This window comes from Brevibacterium paucivorans, assembly GCF_016907735.1.
GTDB lineage: Bacteria > Actinomycetota > Actinomycetes > Actinomycetales > Brevibacteriaceae > Brevibacterium > Brevibacterium paucivorans.
The window spans coordinates 1,567,714-1,587,739 of the sequence record NZ_JAFBCP010000001.1 but is presented as its reverse complement, the minus strand read 5'-3'; the positions used below and the strand labels follow the sequence as shown (position 1 = coordinate 1,587,739).

The window sequence follows — 20,026 nt, the reverse complement described above, 5'->3', positions numbered from 1 at the left end:
GACCAGACAGCGCTAAACGAGCGATACGGCGCATTATGTTGCGTAGTTTTGCTCGCTTTGCGCCGTTTCGCGCCACGTTTCGTGGCAAGATTCAGTTGCCCTTGGTCTTTTTCTCACCCTCAGGCTTATCCCCACCTTCGGGCTTCTTCGCTTCCGGCTTTTCGACCACGAACTTAGCCGGTTGGCTCTCGATGTCGCCTAGCTTGGTCACCAGCGTGTATTCGCCGGGGTCCAGCGTGTCTTTTGTGCGGTTGCACTTGTCGTCCGTGGGGATCATGTCCCACGGCAAAACCGACTTCTTATTGGCACCCGACACAAACACCTGAGTCTGGTCCTTTTGCTGACCGCTCACACAGAACGCGGAACTCCACACGGTGTCCTTGTCCTTTTTCACGGTGAACGTCTGCTTCTGGGGCCCCACGTCGATTGCGCACGACGCCTTGTGCTTATTCGTCACACCCAGCTCAAGCTTGATCACCGAATTGGGTTTATAGCTGGGCTTGTCGGTCTTGGCAGAGATCTCAACAGCTTCCGTTGGGCACTTGCCTGAGGACTCATCGGGCCCCGGTCCAGCAGGCTGGTCACCAGAACCTCCGGATTCGCCAGACTCCCCTGCCTCACCCGAGCCATCCGACTCACCTTCCTGCCCACCTTGGCCCTGCTCTTCACCGGGCTGGGTCTGTGCCTGTGGCTCCCCGGGCCCGGCCGTGTTCTTGGTGAGCCCTTGCGCCAAAAGCACAATACCCACGGTAAACAGGGCCAGAACAACAACCGCCAACCCAAGCACAGTAATGCGCCGCCTGCGGTACACAGACGCGGGCAGTCGACCAGGACGGGAGTTGTTATTCTGAGACATCACTTGAAGCCTAAACCGCCAGCCGGAGATGTTAAACCTTGACACACCAAAAAGTCGCTCGCGCACTCACTCACTGGTTCGCCAGCGCACAGCGACCCCTCCCCTGGAGAGCCGCGGACACCTCGGCCTGGGCGGTGCTTGTCTCTGAGATCATGTCTCACCAGACCCCCATGAGCCGGGTGGAACCGGTATGGCGGGCGTGGATGGAACGCTGGCCCACTCCCCGCGCGCTGGCTGACGCCCCCACCGCCGAGGTGCTAGTCGCGTGGGGTTCGTTAGGTTACCCCAGGCGGGCGTTGCGTTTGCAGGAGTGTGCCCGGGCGATTGGGGACGGCGAAGTTCCGCGCACTGAAGAAGGTTTGTTGGCCCTACCAGGTGTGGGCCCGTACACGGCAGCTGCGGTTGCGTCGTTTGCGTTTGGCCAGCGGACGATCGTGCTCGACGTGAACGTGCGGCGTGTGTTGTCGCGGGTGTTCGCCGGCGTTGACCACCCCAAGCCGGCGTTGAGTAAGAAAGAGCATGCGTGGGCCAGGCAGTTCGTTCCCCAGGACCACCACGTTGAGTTCAACGCCGCGGCCATGGAGTTGGGCGCCTTGGTTTGTACGTCCCGCAACCCTAAGTGTGACGGTTGCCCGCTGGCCAAGCACTGCGCGTGGCTTGAATCCGGGCGACCGGCAAGTGGCGCCCGACCTAAAACCCAAGCGTGGCACGGCACCGACCGTCAGCTACGTGGCGCCATCATGGCAACGCTCAAAGAATCCACCGTGCAGGGGTGTCCACTGCGGGAAGATTACTTTACGGCTCCTGCCGCTGATTTTGAGGACACCGTCATCACAGAGCTTCCCGAACCGGTGGGTTCGTCCCTGACGCGCGTGCGGGCTTTGGGGACGCATGACCGGATTGCCCGGCTCATCGATGACCTGGTGAGCGACGGACTTGCCACCCGAGACTCAGGTGTTCTCAGTTTGCCCCAGTGAAATCATCATCCGGTAGTTGCCCAGCGTGTTGGGTTTTACGCGGGCCAAGTCCAGGAATTCGGCCGTACCTTCATCCTGTGAACGCAACAGTTCAGCGAACACTTCAGGAGACACCGGGGTTCCTGTGATCTGTTCAAACCCCAGGGATGCAAAGAAATCGCGTTCGAATGTTAAACAAAATACGCGGTCCACGCCCAGGTCTTTTGCGCGCTGAAGGAGACTTTCGATGAGCGCGCGACCCACGCCTCGGCGACGGAACTGTGCGCTGGTTGCCACGGTCCGCACCTCTGCGAGGTCTTCCCAAAACACGTGGAGGGCGGCGCAGCCGGCCAAAGTGCCGTCTGGGTCTGTCACCACCATGAACTCTTGAATGTTCTCAAAGTAGTTCACGTGGTCTTTGGGCACCAGGATCCGCTCGTCAATGAGCGGCTGGCACAGCGCCCGGATAGCGGCCACGTCCGAGGTGCGGGCCGGCCTGATAAGCAAACCGGATGTCAGTTGCTGGCATCGTTGGCCGGTACCCGCACCGTGGGGTTCCAGCTTGGTGGGTTCAGAAGAAGTCACACACCAATGCTAGATCCTCTTATTCTTCGGTCGTTTGGTTAGCCTGTGCTACCGCTTTTCCGTCCGAGTCTTCCGTGGCTTCCGGCTTGCCGGCCGCGTCGTTAGCGGGACCAGCTTCCGGTATCGCGCCCGTGTTGTCTTTTTCGTCCTTGGAACGAGTGAGCACACGGTCGTCCATTTCACCGCGGAAGGTGAACGTGGCCAGAGGCCCTTCGCCTTCCACGTCAACGTAGATGCGCTGTCCCGAGTGCAACTCGTTGAACAGGATCTTTTCCGACAGCGGATCTTCGATGTCCTGCTGGATGGTGCGACGCAGAGGACGCGCACCCAGAACTGGGTCGAACCCACGGTCAGCAAGAGCGTTCTTGGCGTCTGCAGACACCTCGATGCTCATGCCCTGGTCAGCAAGACGCGTGTCCAGACGGGTCAAGAACAGGTCCACAATCTTGACGATTTCGTCCTTCTGGAGCTGCGGGAACACGATCGTGTCATCGACACGGTTGAGGAACTCAGGGCGGAAGTGCTGCTTGAGCTCTTCGTTGACCTTCTGCTTCATGCGGTCGTAGCTGGTGGCCGTGTCGTTGTCAGCCTGGAATCCCATGGGGGTTCCACGGTTGATGTCGCGGGTACCCAGGTTCGTGGTCATGATGATGATGGTGTTCTTGAAGTCCACCTCACGACCCTGCGAGTCCGTCAAACGGCCGTCTTCCAGAATCTGCAACAGCGAGTTGAAGATGTCTGCGTGAGCCTTTTCAACCTCGTCGAACAGCACGATAGAGAATGGGCGACGACGCACCTTCTCGGTGAGCTGCCCACCTTCTTCGTATCCCACGTATCCGGGAGGTGAACCGAAGAGACGCGACACGGTGTGCTTCTCAGAGAACTCACTCATGTCCAGGCTAATCAGCGCAGATTCGTCACCGAACAAGAACTCGGCAAGAGCCTTAGCGAGCTCAGTCTTACCCACACCGGTAGGTCCGGCGAAGATGAACGAACCGGATGGACGCTTGGGGTCTTTCAGCCCAGCGCGCGTACGACGGATCGCCCGCGATACTGACTTGATCGCATCGTTTTGACCAATGATGCGCTTGTGCAGTTCGTCTTCCATGCGCAGAAGTCGTGACGACTCTTCTTCCGTCAGCTTGAACACTGGGATGCCTGTGGCCTTCGCCAGCACTTCAGCGATCAGTTCTTCGTCAACGATCGCTCCGCCACCTTGGGCACCTGAACGCCACGCCTTTTCGGCCTTGTCGCGTTCCTTTGTGAGTTCCATCTCAGTGTTGCGTTCATCGGCTGCGAGCTCGAAGTTCTGCTTGTCGATTGCAACTTCTTTGCGCTTGCGAGCTTCTGCGATCTTCTCGTTGAGATCCTTAATTTCCTGCGGTTCGCTCATACGGGTGATGCGCAGTTTGGCACCAGCTTCGTCAATGAGGTCAATCGCCTTGTCCGGCAGGTAGCGGTCGTTGATGTAGCGGTCAGAGAGGTTGACTGCTGCTTCGAGTGCACCGTCAGTGATGGTCACCTTGTGGTGGTTTTCGTACTGGTCACGCAGTCCACGCAGAATCTGGACAGCGATATCGAGCGTAGGTTCAGGCACCTGGATGGGTTGGAAACGACGTTCCAGAGCCGCGTCCTTTTCGATGTTCTTACGGTACTCGTCCAACGTGGTGGCACCGATTGTTTGGAGTTCACCACGAGCCAGCATGGGCTTGAGGATCGACGCGGCGTCAATCGCACCTTCGGCCGCACCTGCACCCACCAGGGTGTGGATTTCGTCGATGAACAGGACGATGTCTCCGCGTGTGCGGATTTCCTTGAGGACCTTCTTGAGGCGCTCTTCAAAGTCACCGCGGTAGCGGGAGCCTGCAACGAGCGACCCCAAGTCCAAGGTGTAGAGCTGCTTGTCTTTGAGCGTTTCAGGAACGCTGCCGGCCACGATCGCCTGCGCAAGCCCTTCAACCACAGCCGTCTTACCTACACCGGGTTCACCGATGAGAACGGGGTTGTTCTTGGTCCTACGCGACAGCACCTGCATGACGCGTTCCATCTGCTCTTCGCGACCAATAACCGGGTCCAGCTTGCCTTCCCGAGCAGCTGCGGTGAGGTTGCGCCCAAACTGGTCAAGAACCAGCGAGCCAGACGGCGTTCCTTCTTCCCGCGCACCAGTAGAAGCAGGTTCCTTGCCCTGGTAACCGGAAATGAGTTTGATGACCTCTTGTCGCACCCGGCCGAGGTCGGCGCCCAGTTTCACAAGCACCTGGGCGGCAACGCCCTCACCTTCGCGAATGAGGCCCAAAAGAATGTGTTCGGTACCGATGTAGGTGTGACCCAGCTGCAGGGCTTCTCGCAGGCTGAGCTCTAGCACCTTTTTTGCACGCGGTGTGAAAGGAATGTGACCGGTGGGAGCCTGTTGACCCTCACCAATAATGTCGACTACCTGTTCGCGTACACCCTCGAGGGAAATGTCCATTCCTTCGAGCGCTTTGGCAGCGATTCCTTCACCTTCGTGAATGAGCCCCAAAAGAATGTGTTCGGTTCCGATGTAGTTGTGCTTAAGAAGCTTGGCTTCTTCCTGTGCCAGCACGATGACTCGACGGGCACGATCTGTAAACCGTTCAAACATTTGCCCTCCTGTTTCTGGATTTCTAAGACTGTAACCATGCGGGCCAGTGTTTTATTTGCAGTTTCGCCATCAGCCGAAACAGTTCGGCTGATGGCGAAATTTTGTGGATCCTCAGTGACCTAGTTGGTCAGCGACTTTTCGTATGCCTCGATCACTTCGCTGGACAGGCGGCCCCGTTCCGAGACCTCGAGCCCGTTGTCGCGGGCCCAGTCCCTGACCTTCACTGGGTCGAAACGGCTGCTTGTTGCCTTCTTCTTGGACGTGCGCGAGCCACTGACTCGTCGCGCCTTAGAGATATATGGTTCAAGCACTTCCCTGAACTTCGCAGCATTGTCGCTGTTCAGTTCAATTTCATAGTCAGTGCCGTCAATTGAAAATTCGACAGTTTCGTCTGCGGGGGTTCCGTCAATGTCGTCAGTGAGAACGACCTTCATCGTGCGCGCCATGTGAGTCACCTTCCGATTGGTCAGTCTGATCCCTGTGGGAGCCTGAACGTGCCGGTGAAGCTCCTTCGGATTCAGCTAGCTGAGCGTAATACTTATCCATTTGTTTGCGCTCGATGCTGTCCGATCGAATAATGGCTCGAATTACGTACCAAAAAATCAATCCGACAACGATCGAAGGAAGCAATACTTTAATGTATTCCACTGTCTATCCTAGCGCTTAGACTTCCGTCTCTATTTTCAGGAATTACTAATTTTCAATTGGCTTCACAAGCGGGAAAAGAATTGTTTCACGAATTCCCAAACCGGTAAGAGCCATGAGGAGTCGGTCGATTCCCATACCCATCCCGCCAGTAGGAGGCATTCCGAATTCCATTGCCGTGAGGAAATCTTCATCCAAAGGCATCGCTTCGTCGTCACCCTTTGCGGCATTACGCATCTGCGTTTCAAAACGTTCCCGCTGGATGACTGGGTCCACGAGCTCTGAATATCCCGTGGCCAGCTCGAATCCACGCACGTAGAGGTCCCACTTTTCAACAACGCCCGGCTTATCGCGGTGTTCACGCACCAAGGGCGAAGTGTCGACGGGGAAGTCTGTGACAAACGTAGGCTCCCACAGCTTGTCTTGGTAGAAGTGCTCCCACATTTCTTCCACGAGTTTTCCGTGCCCTCGGAAGACACCCTCCACGTCGATGTCACACTTCTTAGCAATTGCCAGCAGTTCGTCGACGGTGGTTTCTGGCGTAACAGTTTCCCCGCACTCTTCGGAAAGTGTTTCGTACATGCTGACGGTAGCCCACTCGCCACCGAAGTCGTATTCGGTTCCGTCGGCCAGAGTCACTTGAAGAGAACCAGTCGCTTCTAAAGCAGCATTCTGAACAAGCTTTTTGGTTAATTCCCCGATTGTCGAATAATCGCCATATGCTTCATACGCTTCAAGCATTGCGAATTCCGGAGAGTGTGTAGAGTCAGCACCTTCGTTTCGGAAGTTGCGGTTAATTTCGAAAACCTTTTCCAATCCGCCAACAACAGCACGCTTGAGGAAAAGCTCAGGCGCAATACGCAAATACAGTTCCATGTCGTACGCATTCATATGCGTTGAGAACGGACGTGCCGCCGCTCCAGATGGAATTGTCTGCAACATAGGGGTTTCAATTTCGAGGAACCCGCGTTCGTCGAATGTTTTGCGCAGTGACTTCATCACGTCCGAACGAATGTGAACCGTCTTGCGCGCATCGTCACGCATGATCAGGTCCAGGTACCGCTGGCGCATGCGCCCTTCGTCACCCAACTCAGTGTGCTGCGGTGGCAACGGACGAATCGCTTTGGCTGCCATCTCCCAACGGGAGGCAAAAATCGACAGTTCGCCGCGCTTAGAGCAAATCACGCGCCCTTCCAGGAAAACGTGGTCACCCAAGTCGACGTCGGCTTTCCAGGCGTCCAGCGCCTCTTGACCCACCTCGGCAAGTGACAGCATTCCTTGCAAGCGGGTGCCGTCACCTGACTGCAGGGTCACAAAGCAGAGCTTTCCGGTGTTGCGGAAGAACACGACACGACCAACGACTCCAGCCCGGTCGTCAGTTTCTTCTCCGGCTTCCAGATGCGGATACGCCTGGCGGATTTCTTCCAGGGTGTGGGTGCGTGCAACAGAAACGGGGTACGCTTCACCACCCGCATCGAGCATGCGCTGACGCTTTTCTTTGCGGATGCGCAACTGTTCAGGGTCGAGGTGTTCTTCGTGATCGGTAGGCATGGTCTTAGGCTACCGCGTTTATATGTTCAGCTCCTATTTGGGATCTGCGCTAGAGGACTGCAACAGATCCAGCAAAGCGGTGGCTTGTGCGTCAGAGATCGTGCCGTTGGTGAGAGCACGAGCAACAGTTGCGCGCGCCATGGCCACATACGTGTCACGGGTAGCCACGCCTTCTTGGGCAAGGCTGAACTCGGACAAGGCGCCCAGGTGCGCTTCCACTGTTCCGATGTCTCCACGAGAGACCGGGCCGGTGAGCGCTCTAGGGCCGGACTGCAGAGTGTTGTTCACACTCGCGTCGACGAGCGAGTGCAGAACCTGAGCCGGGTTATCCAACCCCACACTCGTCAACAGCTCTAACGCCTGGCTGAGGATCACGACCGTGTGATTGGCCGCGTGTGAAATAGCCGCGTGGTACAACGGCCTGTCCGCAGGAGCCACAATCACTGGCTCGGCCCCAATCTCCACCACGAGCGCTTGCCCAATCGGCAAAACCGGCTTGGGTGCCGTTACCGCGATCGTGGCCTGGCGAAGACGCGGTAAGTCAATACTGGTCCCGGTAAACGACAAAGACGGGTGCAACGCAAGGGGAATGGCGCCAGAAGGTTCTAACACCTCGGTCCCGTAGCGGCCCGCGCAGTGGGCCACAATCTGACCAGAGTTGAACTTCCCCAACTTAGCCAACCCAGACACCAGCTCAGGGAGGATGTCATCTGGAACCGTGAACAACACCAGCTCGCTACGTTCAACCACCGTTTCAACGTCCAAAATGGGGACGTCGGGCAACATGGCAGAAGCACGGTCACGGCTCGCATCAGAACTAGCAGTGCATCCCACAATCGCGTGCCCGGCTTCACGCAGCGCGCGCCCCATCACGGCACCCACGCGACCGGTTCCAACGATGCCAACGCCTAAACGTGTCTGGTCCATATGTCCTTCTAAGCTTCGACTCCGTCAAGCACACGACGTGCGCGCACGGTACGTTCCGCATAGTCATTCAGCAAAGCGTGCCCGTTGGAGCCATCGAAGTGATATATGTGCGGATGAACCGGGCCGCTGGTGGAGTGAATACTGATCGACTTGAGCCCCAGCGCAGACTGAAGCGGCCCTTCCTCTAACGCCAGCGACTGCACACGGGCGTGCGGCACCAGTTGAACCGTGCGCTCCAACACTCCCCTACGCACTACAAGCATGGTGTCGGTGAAAGCGAACACGTTGGATTTCCACGAAATCGGGTCCAGCCATTTGGACGACGCAGGCTGGTGCGTGAACATGCGCGCGGCCGGCCCCACCGGCTCACCCTTGGACTTCTTCAGGGCCGCTTCACGGATCAGGTCACCACCGTGAATGTCCTCAGGAACTCCGGGGTCGGGAAGCACCAATCCCAGAAGCACCATTACTTCATCGAGCGTTCCCACGGGCAAAAGAACAGATTCTTTGCCAGTCTCAGATGTTCCGGCCAGGTTGAACGTGGCACGCCACCACCCGAATGGTCGCCACAGCAGACTCTGGTTCAGCTCCACCGCCTGGATACGGTCCAAAGGGATCATGCTCCGGCGCGTATCCAGCAGCCCGGAGGTGATCGCCAGGCCGTCACCAGTGATCGACACAGCAAAGTTGGATTCAGCAAAACCCTTTTTCACCACTGAGGCAAGACCTGCGACAAGACCGGCGAGACCGGCCAGCCCACCAAAGCTGAACGACGTGTTGGGAAGCAGCGCAATCACAGCAATGGCCACGAGGACCGCCAACGTGCAGAGGACCAACGCAAGCGTCGTCGTAGAAACCAGGCGCGAAAGAATCACGCGGTGCGCCGGCACCATGAGCAACCGACCGTCGGCGCTCACATTGGATTTGATGCGGTACGGCATGAGGACGGAGTCCACGGTCTCCGTTAAATCTTCCGCGACCGTGCTGATCCCGGTGCTCAGACTCGCGGTGATGCGGCTTCCGGCAGGTGCGCCGTGGCGGTGGGCTTTCTCGTGGTCCGCCGAGGTCGTTCCCGGGGCCTCGGTGTGAGGACTGTGCGCGGGGGTACCTTCAGTGGCGGGGTCAGTCGGGGCGACCTCGGCCGGTGATTCCACAGGCGCGGCTTTCTCACTTTTCGCGGCACGGACTTGCGCGAGCATGTCTTCACGCAGGTCTTCGGCCTGTCGTTTCGTGAGGAACTTGATGGTGACTTCCGAGCCTTCACCACCGGCCACGTCGAAGGTGAGTTCGGCCATACCGAAGATGCGTGGCATGAACCGTTGCCGGATGTCGATCGACTGTACGCGGTCCAAGCGCGCTTTACGCAGTTGCTTGTTGAGGATTCCCCAGCGCGAATACACCGCGTTGTGATCAATCGCGTATGCGCGCACCCGCCACGACCACCAGTTGAGGGCAATGATCCCTGCAAACACCAGAACAACCACCAGCAACCAGGCGAGGTTCTTGACAATAAAGTCGAGCGTTCCGTGTTCGACGGCAAAGACCACCAGTTCAATCAGGTCCTGAACTTGGTTGAACGAGAAGGACACGAACGCCACGACGAGCGCGATCAGCCCCAGTCCCACGTCGAGGAACGGGGTGGCGGGGTGGACTCGGTGCCAGTCGAGGTGGTCTGGCTGCGCGTCTACCTCTGTGGCAGGGGCGTTCTGTGCGTCTAGGTTTTCCTGTGACACCGGTGGCCTCACAATCCGGCCAGGTGAGTTTCACCGCGCTGCGCCAAAAGTTCGCGCAGGTGGTCGGCATCTTGAGCAGGAAGCCCGGGGATGGTCGCGTCTGAGGATGCCGAGGCGGTGTGAAGTTCCACTGTTGCCAGCCCAAAGAAACGGCTCACCGGCCCGGAAGAAACGTCGACGAACTGCATGCGTCCAAAGGGCACGACCGTGGTGCTTCGGAACATGATCCCCCGCTGGATGAGCAGGTCATTTTCCCGGATTGCGTACCCCAGGTTCTTCACCTGCCGGTAGGCGACGATGACCCACCAGACGATTCCGATGACAGCGGCAACACCAACAGCGATTGGAACCCACCAGGGAAGAAAAACTGCTGCCATCACGCACGCAACAACAGCGACGACAATGGACCACAGACCGTTCACCAGCCACACGTAGAACAGTTTGCTGTTTACTGGAACAATCTGATCATTCATGCCGGTTCGGTTCCTTCTGGGTCATCGGGCGGCAACTGGCAGTATGACTCTACGATAAGGCCCACGATCATCAAAACAGCTGCGGCGGCTACTGCCAGAAGCATTCCAGCCCCACTAGAACTGCGCGCACCACCGCCGGTAGTCAACAAATACACCGCGCTTCCCGCGTACCACCCGGTGAGGCTCGCCCCGGCGAGTGCCGCAGCTTTGGCCATGATGGCCACGCGAGCGGCCTTAAGTGGGTCGAGGACGCGGGTTCGGTCGCCTTCGTTCCACTTTTTAATGGGAAGGCCAACAATCAGAAGAACAACCGACAGGATCATCATTCCCACGATTGCCAGCCACGGGATTCCTGGCAACACTTGCCCGTAGGATTCCCACATGAAGTTGAACACGTAGGCAAGTGCCAGCCCAAGTAAACCTGCAATCGCAAGCGTCTTGGGTTTGGTCTGGCTCATGCTCGTTCAACCCCCTGGTCGCCAAGTTCTTCCAGTCGTTCACGAAGCGTCAGCGTTGTGCCGTCTACCTCTATTGTCGCGCTGGGATCGATTTCATGCCAGGGTGTGAGCACAAATGCCCGGTTGCAAGCTTCTGGGTGAGGCAGTGTGAGCACCGGGTCGTTAAGTGTCAGTTGGGCGCCAGCATCGCCTAAGCCCGCGCCCCGGCCCAGCCCCTCATGCGGAGTGAACCGAATGAGGTCCAGATCCAATGTGCGTGGCCCCCACCGCACGTCGCGCGTGCGACCGTGCGCCAGTTCAACACCTTGGCACACGCCCAACAGTTCATACGCAGACAGCGTGGTCTCAACCGTCGTCACCGCGTTGATGAAGTCGTCTTGTTCGACTCCTCCAACGGGCGCGGACCTATATAGCGAGGACCTTTGCAAGACCGTGATATGCGGGTGCAAATCAAGCGCATCCATGGCACTCTGAACGGTCTCAGCAGGCTTCCCCATGTTAGCGCCCACACCGATCACGGCCTGCCCACCGCGCACCAACCGCTCACGCTGCTGACCCTGCCGCTCACCCTGCCACTCCGCACCAGACCTGCGCACGGTGACTGAAACATCCTGGAAGTCCTGGTCAATGGGCGCCTGGGGCTTGTGAACCGTGACCTCCACCGAGCCCGCCACACGCAACAAGTCCCCGGCAATTGCCCACGCCAGAGCTTCAATCAAGTCAAAGGGCTCACCGGTGATGCGGTCTGCCACAATCTGTGCGACGTCCGCGTAGTTGATGGTGTCCTCTAACCGGTCCGACTCCCCAGCTTGCGTGTGGTCGGTGTGCAACACCACATCGACCACAAAGTCCTGACCTTCGCGTTTTTCAAAGTCGAAAACACCGTGGTAACCGCGCGCTTTCAACCCGGTCAGCGTGATGCGGTCGTCAGTCATTGAGGACCCGTTCGGTGACGCTGGCGACCACCGCCGAGGTGCGCACATCGTGGACGCGCACGCCCCAGGCGCGCGCGTGGCAGGCAAGGGCGGTCAACGCCGAGGTGGCAGTATCCAGATTGCGTTCGTCCACCTCGGCGGCGGTTTCCTCCAGATGCGAGGACAGGAAACGCTTGCGCGAACCTGCCACCAGCAGCCGGGGGCCAATGCTGACCAACCGGTCGAGGTGAGACATGAGCGTCCAGTTGTGCTGTGCGTTCTTCGAAAAGCCCAGCCCCGGGTCCACGATGATGCGACCGGGATTCACACCAGCGTCCACGGCGGCGTCGACGCGTTGGGTCAGTTCTTCACGCACTTCTTCTACCACGTCGTCGTAGTGGAACACAGCACCGGCGTCAGACAACAGGCCACGCCAGTGCATGAGGATGATTTCACTGTGCGTTTCGGCCGCCAGGCGCAACATATCTGGGTCCATCTGACCGGCTGACACGTCGTTGATATAGCGCGCGCCCACTTCGAGGCAGGCGCGCATGGTGGAGGCGTTCATGGTGTCCACGCTGACCGCGATCCCCTGTTTGGCAAGCTCTGTAACCACGGGAAGCACGCGACGCTGTTCCTCTTCTTCGCCCACCCGAGCCGAACCGGGGCGTGTCGATTCCCCTCCCACATCAATGATGTGCGCGCCGTCTTGCACCATCTGGTGTGCGTGGTCGAGCGCGCTTGTGGTGTCGAAGTAGCGTCCGCCGTCGGAGAACGAGTCTGGGGTGACGTTCAAAATCCCCATGATTTTCATGTTGTGCCTCGGATCAAACTCATAGCTTCGGCGCGCGATGTGGGTTTGCGCAAGCTACCGCGCACCGCTGATGTAATTGTGGACGCACCGGCTTTGTCGACCCCGCGCATGGACATGCACAGGTGTTCAGCTTCGATCACCACGATTGCACCCCGGGGTTCAAGGTGTTCCATGAGCGCGTCGGCGATCTGGCCGGTGAGCCGTTCTTGGACTTGTGGTCTGCGCGCGTACAGTTCGACTAAGCGCGCCAGTTTTGATAGCCCGGTCACGCGTCCTGATGTGTTGGGGATGTAGCCCACGTGGGCGATCCCGTGGAACGGCAACAAGTGGTGTTCACACGTGGAGAACATTTCGATGTTGCGCACCAGCACCATTTCGTCGTGCCCGATTTCGAACGTAGTCGACAGCACTTCTGCCGGGTCTTGTCCGATTCCGGCGAACAGTTCCGCATACGCGCGGGCAACCCGCCCGGGTGTTTCCTGCAACCCGTCGCGGCCCGGGTCTTCGCCAATCGCGTGCAGGATTTCGCGGACCGCTGCCTCAATGCGCGGCTGGTCCACCATTAGCGGTCAGTCCACGGTGGTTGTTGGTCGCCAGGGTTGGCCCCGGGCTGGTCGCCAGGGCCAGTCTGAGGTGGCCGAGGTGGTTCCTGGGGCGAGTCCACCGGCGGCTGAGGTGCGCCCGGCTCCGGTGTGCCCGGGCCTGCCTGAGGTGGCTGGTTACCTGGGGTTGGGTGCGGGTCAATGGGCGGTTGCTCCGGCTCCCCTGGTTTGGTTTCAGGAGCGTCGAGAGGCGCCTCCCACACCTCGGGGTTCTCGGGGCGCACACGCTCCGGAACCTCGATAGGCGGAATGTTGGAAACCGGACGCGACGGGTCAGCCAGCCACACATCACGCTTGGGGGCCTTCTTCACCTCGGCAAAAATTTCTGCCAACTGCGCCTGGTCCAGGGTTTCCTTTTCGAGGAGTTCGTGGGCCAGACGGTCCAGAATGTCGCGGTTTTCATTCAGCGCGCGGTAGGCGTCGGCGTGTGCCGCGTCGACGAGCGCGCGAATCTCCAAGTCGATCTGGCGGTAGGTTTCGTCGGATGCGTGGGCTTCTGTTCCTGGTCCGCGTCCGGCGAACGGCTCAGAGGACACGTCACCGATCTTGACCATTCCAACGCTTTGCGTCATGCCGTACTGCGTGACCATCTTCTTGGCCGTGCTGGTGGCTTTTTCAATGTCATTGCTGGCACCGGTGGTTGGGTCGTGGAACACGATTTCTTCTGCCACGCGCCCACCCATCGCATACGCGAGCTGGTCCAAGAGTTCGTTGCGCGTGGTGGAGTACTTGTCTTCGCTTGGAAGCACCATGGTGTATCCGAGTGCACGACCACGTGGAAGGATAGTGACCTTTGTGACTGGGTCGGTGTGGTTCATGGCAGCAGCCACAAGCGCGTGGCCGCCTTCGTGGTATGCGGTGACCAGACGTTCCTTGTCGTTCATCAAACGGGTGCGCTTCTGTGGCCCGGCGATGACACGGTCAATCGCTTCGTCCAGGATACGGTTGTCGATCTGTGTTCGACCCGAGCGCGCCGTGAGCAGGGCCGCTTCGTTGAGGACGTTCGCCAGGTCAGCACCGGAGAAACCGGGGGTGCGCTTAGCGATTTGAGCGAGGTCCACTTCAGGCGCGAGCGGTTTGTTGCGCGCGTGGACTCCCAGGATGTGCTGGCGACCCTTCATATCGGGTACTTCCACATTGACCTGGCGATCAAAACGTCCAGGACGCAACAGAGCTGGGTCCAGGACATCCGGACGGTTGGTTGCCGCAATGAGGATCACGTTGGTGGTGGCGTCGAAACCGTCCATTTCCACCAGCAACTGGTTGAGTGTCTGTTCGCGTTCGTCGTTACCGCCACCCATTCCGGCACCGCGCTGACGACCCACTGCGTCGATTTCGTCGATGAAGATGATGGCGGGTGAGTTGTTCTTGGCCTGCTCAAACAGGTCACGGACACGTGAGGCACCCACACCCACGTACATTTCAACAAAGTCAGAACCAGAGATGGAGAAGAACGGTACGCCCGCTTCTCCAGCTACGGCGCGGGCCAGAAGCGTTTTACCGGTTCCGGGAGGGCCGTAGAGCATAACACCCTTAGGGATTTTGGCTCCCAAGTCGGTGAACTTCTTGGGTTCAGCCAAGAACTCCTTAATTTCTTGGAGCTCTTCCAATGCTTCGTCTACACCGGCGACATCTTTAAACGTGACATCGGGGTGTTCTTTGTTGACCAGCTTGGCTTTGGATTTACCAAAGTTCATGATCCCCTTGGCGCCTCCGGACATCTGCGAAAGCAGGAACCAGAAGATGGCCAGGATGATGACGAACGGAATGACGTTAAGAAGCAGAGAGGTGAGGAACGACCGCTTAGGAACCTCGTCCGTGTAGCCCTTCTTGATGTCCGCGTCGTTGATCGCCTTGATGACCTGATCGCCACGAGGCTCAACGTAGAAGAACTGAACCCGTTTACCGTAGTTGCGGTCGTCGACTTTGTAGTCTTCAGTCAGCACCATGTCGACGCGCTGATCACCGTCAACGACCTTGATCTGCTCCACGGTCTTGCCGTTGAGCAGTTCGAGTCCCTGTTTGGTGTCGATGCGCTGGTAGCCACCACCGGACAACCACAGCATTCCAATAGAAACGATGACAATTGCCAGCACGATCCAAACGATGGGTCCGCGCGTCAGCTTCTTCACGCCGAACTTATTGGAATCCTTGTCGTCGGATCCTTTAGGGTCCCGACGCTTCAGATCGTTGTTCTTGTCCGTCATTAATTCTCTCTGTACGTACTTGCGGGTCAGTTGTGTGGGTCTATTAACTGTAGACGTGTGGCGCGAGTGTTGCGACGAATGGCACGTTGCGATACTTCTCGGCGTAGTCTAGCCCGTATCCCACAACAAATTTGTTAGGAACGTCAAAGCCTACATAACGCACATCAATGTCAACCTTGAGTGCTTCAGGTTTGCGCAACATGGTGCAGATTTCGACTGACGCTGCACCACGGGACTTCAAGTTAGCTAGGAGCCACGAAAGGGTCAGACCGGAGTCAATAATGTCTTCAACGATCAGAACGTGCTGATCCTTCAGGTCAGTGTCCAGGTCCTTAAGAATGCGGACAACACCGGAGGACTTGGTGCCGGAGCCGTAGGAAGATACAGCCATCCAGTCCATGCGCACAGGCGAGTGCAAAGCGCGCGCTAGATCCGCCATCACCATGACAGCGCCCTTGAGGACTCCCACTACCAGAAGGTCTTTACCTTCGTAGTCCCGGTCGATGTCGGCTGCGAGTTCAGTGAGTCGGTGTTTGATCTGTGTTTCGGTTACCAGGATCTCTTCGATGTCATCGCCCAGGTCGCGCTGATCCACGTTGCGTCCTTTCTTGTTTTCGCTGCTCGTTTTAGCTTACCTGTAAATGGGTGCTCGCCCGTCACGCCTGCGGAACTGCACGTCGCCGGCGCGGGTGCGGACCACCTCGGCGGCGGGAGGGCACGACACCGCCCCAGCCCGCGCTCCCGTCAGAAGGTCATCGATGGCGGTGACGTGATGGAAGCCCGCTTCGTTGGTGGGTGAGAATTGCCACAGCCAGTCACGGATCACGCGCGTGCGCAACGCTGCGGGCAACTTAGCTGCGGTGCTCACAAGTGTGTCGCCGCGGATGTGCGCTTGGGCATCCGTTTGGGATTCGAGTTCGTCGGAGTCCATAGCCAGAAGGTGGGCAGTGCGCGCCAGGTTGGCGTACACGCCAGGGCCTGCGACCTCGGCGAGCGCAGGCATCAGTTGGGTGCGAACTTTCACGCGTGTGAAGCTGGGGTCCGTGTTCATGGGGTCGTTCCACACGGGGATGTTTTGGGCGGTGGTGGCAGCTTCGGTTTCGGCCCGGGTAATGCCCAAAAGCGGGCGGATGTACGGGCCGGTGCGGGGCCTCATGCCAGCCAAGGACCGCGCGCCGGAGCCACGAAGAAGCCCCAGGAGCACGGTTTCGGCCTGGTCGTTTTGTGTGTGGGCCAGCAAGATCCCCGAGGTGCCATGCACCTTGGCTGCCCGGTCCAGGGCCGCGTATCGGGCAGTGCGCGCGTCAGCTTCCAAGCCGTCCGAGGTTGCCGTCACCTCCGCCGTTTCGACAGTTGCGGTGAGCCCCAGGTCGGTGAGCGCGCGCTGTGTGCGGGTTGCGACCTCGGCGCTTCCTTCCTGTAGCCCGTGGTCGACGGTGACCGCAACAAACTGGTAGTCCTTGCGGGTCAGGAACGCGCACGCGGCGGCCAGGCTCATGGAGTCCGCTCCCCCGGATACCGCGATGAGGTAGGTGTGTCCGGGTTCCAGCGCGTCTTCGACGGCCTTGCGAATTTTCGCCGAGGCGGGGTCCAGCCTGGGTCGTCTAGGCACGGATGCGCTCCAGCCAGAGTTCGGGGTTGTCGAGTTCCGTTTGGGTGGGCAGGTTTTCCGGGCTTTGCCACAGTGGGTGCAGGCCGGCGTGCCCGCGGTGTTTGACGACTCCGCGGATGAACGCGGCACCCGTGGTGTACTGCTCCAGTTTGTTTTGGAAACCCAGCAGGCGGTTGAGCCCGTTGACGCTGGTGGCGCGTTTGCGGTCGAATGCGCGGCGGATTTTGGCGACGGTGGGGATCACGGAAGGTCCGCACGAGTCCATGACGACGTCCGCGTGGCCTTCGAGCACGCTCATGACGGCGGTGATTTCGTTGACTGCTTGGCGTTTGTCGGGGGTGGTGATGGCGTCGAGCAGGGATCCGCCTTTGAGTGCTTCGATCCAGTTTTCGTCCTGTGTGGACTTACGTACCAGGACGCTCACCCGCTCGATCATGTAGTCGCGTAGCCACGGGGCCATGGCGAACTGCACGCGGTGGGTTGTTTCGTGCAAGGTGACCCACAGGCGGAAGTCGCGGGGGTCGACTTCGAGACGCTTTTCGGCTTCCAGCACGTTTGGTGCCACCAGCATGAGTCGCCGGTGGGAGCCCAGCGGGTCGAACTGACCCAGCACGCGCCCGGCAAGAACGGCGAGCACTGTGCCCAGTTGCGCCGAACCCACACGGACCACCGGATTGATGCGAAACATTGACGGTTTGGGCGGGGTCATCAGGCTGGCGCCCAGCTCGGCGAATGTCTGCGCGTTAGCGGTGAGCCACCCCACGCGGTCGACCACTAGAACGGTGTCGCCGGTGACGGTGTTGCGGACGTTGTCCTCCCACTCCCGTGGCAGGTTGACGGTGCGAAGAACCAAATCGACCGAGGTGTCCGCCGCTTCGCGTAGATCCTGCACCAGAGTGCGGGCGGTGTGGGCGTCTGGGATGGGGCCCGGGGCTGTGAGTTCACGTCCGGTGCGCACGATCGTGGGCACGTGGAAAGGTTTTTCGTTCACCCGGTACACCCGCATTCGGCTAGTGCGGTCACAGCCCGGTCTACAACTTTGCGCGCCTCGTTGGAGCTGCCGCGTTCAAGGCCGTCGGCCATGATGGTGAAGGTGAGGAGGCGACCGTCTTTGGTGGTGACCACACCTGACAGGCTGGTGACGGTGGCCAGCGTTCCAGTCTTGGCGCTGACGACTCCTGCCGCTGGCTCGGTTTCTGGGTCGTTGTACCGCTTGATGAGCGTTCCGGACAGACCCCCAACTGGCATGTTGGGGAGGAGTTCGGCCAGGTCTTCACGCTGGGCAACGCTGGTGATGATCTGAGTGAGTTCGTTGGGCGAAATGCGGTTGTCGTAGTTGAGCCCCGACGTGTCACCCAGGGTGATCGACGCGGTGTCGAGTTTCATGTCCTTGAGCTGGTTGAGCACCGCTTGAGGCGAGGCCCCGAGCCCGGGCTTGTCTCCACGCTTGACGGCCACTTCGATGCCCAGGTTTTCGGCAACTACGTTGTCGGAGTGCAACAGCATGTACCGAATCACGCTACTGACCGGGGCCGATTCCACCTGGGCTGCTTTTTCCGCCGACTCCGGCGCTGTTTGGGGCTTTTCCACCTTCACGTCGATCCCGCGGTCCTTGAGGGCCTTCTCAAAGTCCTTGACGGCACGGTTCACAGGGTCCTGTTCGCGCGTAGAAAAACGCGCGCGTTTCACCAAACCTGCGTCCACCATGAGTGGTTTGACGGGAGAAATATAGCCGTTGCCTATGTCTGCGCGGTCCCATTTCTTACGGAAGTCCGGGCCCTCATACCGGGAGACGTCCGCGCGTAGCGTCACGGAGGTGCGACCTCGGTCTTTTAAGAACGCCGAGGTGGTTTCTGCCAGGGTGCCCAACCCCGCGTGTCCGATGATGGAGTTGGGGTCGGATTCGCCGGCTCCAAGAAGGACGTCTCCCCCGCCCTTGAGGAACAGGGTGTCGCCGTCGAGGAGGGCTTCCGTTGTGAACCGTGTTGAAGGTCCCAGCGCGTCCAGGGCTGCCGTGGCGGTGAGGACTTTTGTGACCGAGGCGGGGGTCCTGGCCCGGTTGGCGTCCTTGTCATAGAGTGTGTCGCCCGTTTTGGCGTCACGGATTTCAGCGGAGAACTTTGAGGGGTCCTTTGCAGAGCCAAAGATGGGGTCGAGCCGTTGCCTGAGGTCGTGTGGCACGGGCGCGTCGTCGGCAAGCGCTGGCATGTCCACCGAACTGTGGGATTCGGGCCCGGGTTGCGGAAGCGCTTGCACTTCGATGGGTGGTTTGGTGGTGAGGAAACCGGGAGCGATGTCCGCCACGTCTAGGGCTAGGTAACCGGCGAGCGCGACGACCACTCCGGCGCTTGTGATCATCAGACCTGTTCTGCGCTTGCGCGCTTGGTGACGACGGGCTTTTCGACTGGACATACTCTTCCATTTGGGATTGTGGGTGAGGGGTGGTGCTTTCACCAGTACACTCCGCTTATTATTCTCTATGCTAAGGGAGGTACCTCTCAGGCGCGTTTTCGCGCATGCCTACTAGCCAGAAATGGAGCATTCATGGAGCTTTTGGCCACAATTGAAATTCCTGCCGGTTCGCGCAACAAGTACGAAGTGGATCACGAAACCGGACGGGTCAAGCTGGACCGTTACCTGTTTACCTCAATGGCTTACCCCACGGACTACGGGTACTTCGAAGACACCCTGGGTGAAGACGGTGACCCGCTTGACGTTCTGGTTCTGCTCCACGAATCGGTGTTCCCTGGTTGCCAGCTCGACGCTCGTCCGATTGGCGTTTTCAAGATGGTTGACGAAGCTGGTGGCGACGACAAGGTTCTGGCCGTTCTCGCTGACGACCCACGCTTCGAAGACATCACTGACGTGAAGGACATTTCGAAGTTCCAGCTCGACGCGATTGAGCACTTCTTCGTTCACTACAAGGACCTTGAGCCAGGCAAGTTCGTCAAGGGATCCGAATGGGCTGGCCGTGAAGAGGCTGAGCGCATCGTGAACGAATCGATCGAACGCTTCAAGTCCGAAGGTCACTAAGCTAAAGGTTCGCGCTTCACTCACGCGGAGCGCCAGC

The 20,026-nt window shown here is 59.1% G+C and carries 19 protein-coding genes; 2 read left to right on the top strand and 17 right to left on the bottom strand.

Features of this window, described 5'->3' with window-relative positions:
• Window positions 1–91: 91 nt before the first annotated feature.
• Window positions 92–856, bottom strand: coding sequence for a hypothetical protein (locus JOE56_RS07320; RefSeq protein WP_204515475.1), 765 nt, complete (start codon window positions 854–856; stop codon window positions 92–94).
• Between the two features lie 152 nt (window positions 857–1,008).
• On the opposite strand from JOE56_RS07320, the gene JOE56_RS07315 reads away from it, so the two are divergent.
• Entirely contained in the window at window positions 1,009–1,833 is an 825-nt protein-coding gene (locus JOE56_RS07315) for an HhH-GPD family protein (protein WP_338028647.1), read from the top strand.
• On the opposite strand, the gene JOE56_RS07310 is transcribed toward JOE56_RS07315, so the two are convergent.
• From JOE56_RS07310 to dacB, 16 genes are all read right to left on the bottom strand, one after another.
• Entirely contained in the window at window positions 1,807–2,373 is a 567-nt protein-coding gene (locus JOE56_RS07310; RefSeq protein ID WP_204516102.1) for an amino-acid N-acetyltransferase, read from the bottom strand. The genes JOE56_RS07315 and JOE56_RS07310 overlap by 27 nt on opposite strands.
• A gap of 43 nt (window positions 2,374–2,416) precedes the next feature.
• Window positions 2,417–5,020 (bottom strand): ATP-dependent Clp protease ATP-binding subunit, encoded by a 2,604-nt coding sequence (locus tag JOE56_RS07305; protein ID WP_204515473.1) that lies wholly within the window; start codon window positions 5,018–5,020, stop codon window positions 2,417–2,419.
• A 119-nt stretch (window positions 5,021–5,139) separates the two neighbouring features.
• Window positions 5,140–5,466 carry a histone-like nucleoid-structuring protein Lsr2 gene (locus JOE56_RS07300; protein ID WP_204515472.1) on the bottom strand — a complete coding sequence of 109 codons (327 nt, stop codon included), beginning with the start codon at window positions 5,464–5,466 and terminating at the stop codon, window positions 5,140–5,142.
• 247 nt (window positions 5,467–5,713) lie between these two features.
• Window positions 5,714–7,216 (bottom strand): lysine--tRNA ligase, encoded by a 1,503-nt coding sequence (lysS, locus tag JOE56_RS07295; RefSeq protein WP_204515471.1) that lies wholly within the window; start codon window positions 7,214–7,216, stop codon window positions 5,714–5,716.
• Between the two features lie 33 nt (window positions 7,217–7,249).
• A complete protein-coding gene (locus JOE56_RS07290; protein ID WP_204515470.1) occupies window positions 7,250–8,143 on the bottom strand; it encodes a Rossmann-like and DUF2520 domain-containing protein in 894 nt (297 codons plus the stop codon).
• An 8-nt stretch (window positions 8,144–8,151) separates the two neighbouring features.
• Entirely contained in the window at window positions 8,152–9,876 is a 1,725-nt protein-coding gene (locus JOE56_RS07285) for a PH domain-containing protein (RefSeq protein WP_204515469.1), read from the bottom strand.
• Between the two features lie 8 nt (window positions 9,877–9,884).
• Window positions 9,885–10,349, bottom strand: a complete 465-nt coding sequence (locus JOE56_RS07280; protein WP_204515468.1) for a PH domain-containing protein — start codon at window positions 10,347–10,349, stop codon at window positions 9,885–9,887.
• Entirely contained in the window at window positions 10,346–10,807 is a 462-nt protein-coding gene (locus JOE56_RS07275; RefSeq protein ID WP_204515467.1) for a DUF3180 domain-containing protein, read from the bottom strand. The genes JOE56_RS07280 and JOE56_RS07275 overlap by 4 nt, the downstream gene beginning before the upstream one ends.
• Window positions 10,804–11,742 carry a 2-amino-4-hydroxy-6-hydroxymethyldihydropteridine diphosphokinase gene (gene folK, locus JOE56_RS07270; RefSeq protein WP_204515466.1) on the bottom strand — a complete coding sequence of 313 codons (939 nt, stop codon included), beginning with the start codon at window positions 11,740–11,742 and terminating at the stop codon, window positions 10,804–10,806. The genes JOE56_RS07275 and folK overlap by 4 nt, the downstream gene beginning before the upstream one ends.
• Complete coding sequence (gene folP, locus JOE56_RS07265; protein ID WP_239530399.1) at window positions 11,735–12,526, bottom strand: dihydropteroate synthase; 792 nt, start codon at window positions 12,524–12,526, stop codon at window positions 11,735–11,737. The genes folK and folP overlap by 8 nt, the downstream gene beginning before the upstream one ends.
• Before the next feature lie 5 nt (window positions 12,527–12,531).
• Entirely contained in the window at window positions 12,532–13,098 is a 567-nt protein-coding gene (gene folE, locus JOE56_RS07260; RefSeq protein ID WP_102238456.1) for a GTP cyclohydrolase I FolE, read from the bottom strand.
• A complete protein-coding gene (gene ftsH, locus JOE56_RS07255) occupies window positions 13,098–15,344 on the bottom strand; it encodes an ATP-dependent zinc metalloprotease FtsH (RefSeq protein WP_204515464.1) in 2,247 nt (748 codons plus the stop codon). The genes folE and ftsH overlap by 1 nt, the downstream gene beginning before the upstream one ends.
• Before the next feature lie 43 nt (window positions 15,345–15,387).
• Window positions 15,388–15,939, bottom strand: coding sequence for a hypoxanthine phosphoribosyltransferase (gene hpt, locus JOE56_RS07250; protein WP_204515463.1), 552 nt, complete (start codon window positions 15,937–15,939; stop codon window positions 15,388–15,390).
• 36 nt (window positions 15,940–15,975) lie between these two features.
• Window positions 15,976–16,956: a tRNA lysidine(34) synthetase TilS gene (tilS, locus tag JOE56_RS07245; protein WP_204515462.1), complete on the bottom strand. Its 981-nt coding sequence runs from the start codon at window positions 16,954–16,956 to the stop codon at window positions 15,976–15,978.
• Window positions 16,949–17,947: a zinc-dependent metalloprotease gene (locus tag JOE56_RS07240; protein ID WP_204515461.1), complete on the bottom strand. Its 999-nt coding sequence runs from the start codon at window positions 17,945–17,947 to the stop codon at window positions 16,949–16,951. The genes tilS and JOE56_RS07240 overlap by 8 nt, the downstream gene beginning before the upstream one ends.
• Entirely contained in the window at window positions 17,944–19,368 is a 1,425-nt protein-coding gene (gene dacB / locus JOE56_RS07235) for a D-alanyl-D-alanine carboxypeptidase/D-alanyl-D-alanine endopeptidase (RefSeq protein ID WP_239530397.1), read from the bottom strand. The genes JOE56_RS07240 and dacB overlap by 4 nt, the downstream gene beginning before the upstream one ends.
• Before the next feature lie 132 nt (window positions 19,369–19,500).
• Here dacB and JOE56_RS07230 point away from each other — a divergent pair, with 132 nt between their 5' ends.
• Window positions 19,501–19,989 (top strand): inorganic diphosphatase, encoded by a 489-nt coding sequence (locus tag JOE56_RS07230; protein ID WP_204515460.1) that lies wholly within the window; start codon window positions 19,501–19,503, stop codon window positions 19,987–19,989.
• Window positions 19,990–20,026 lie beyond the last annotated feature (37 nt).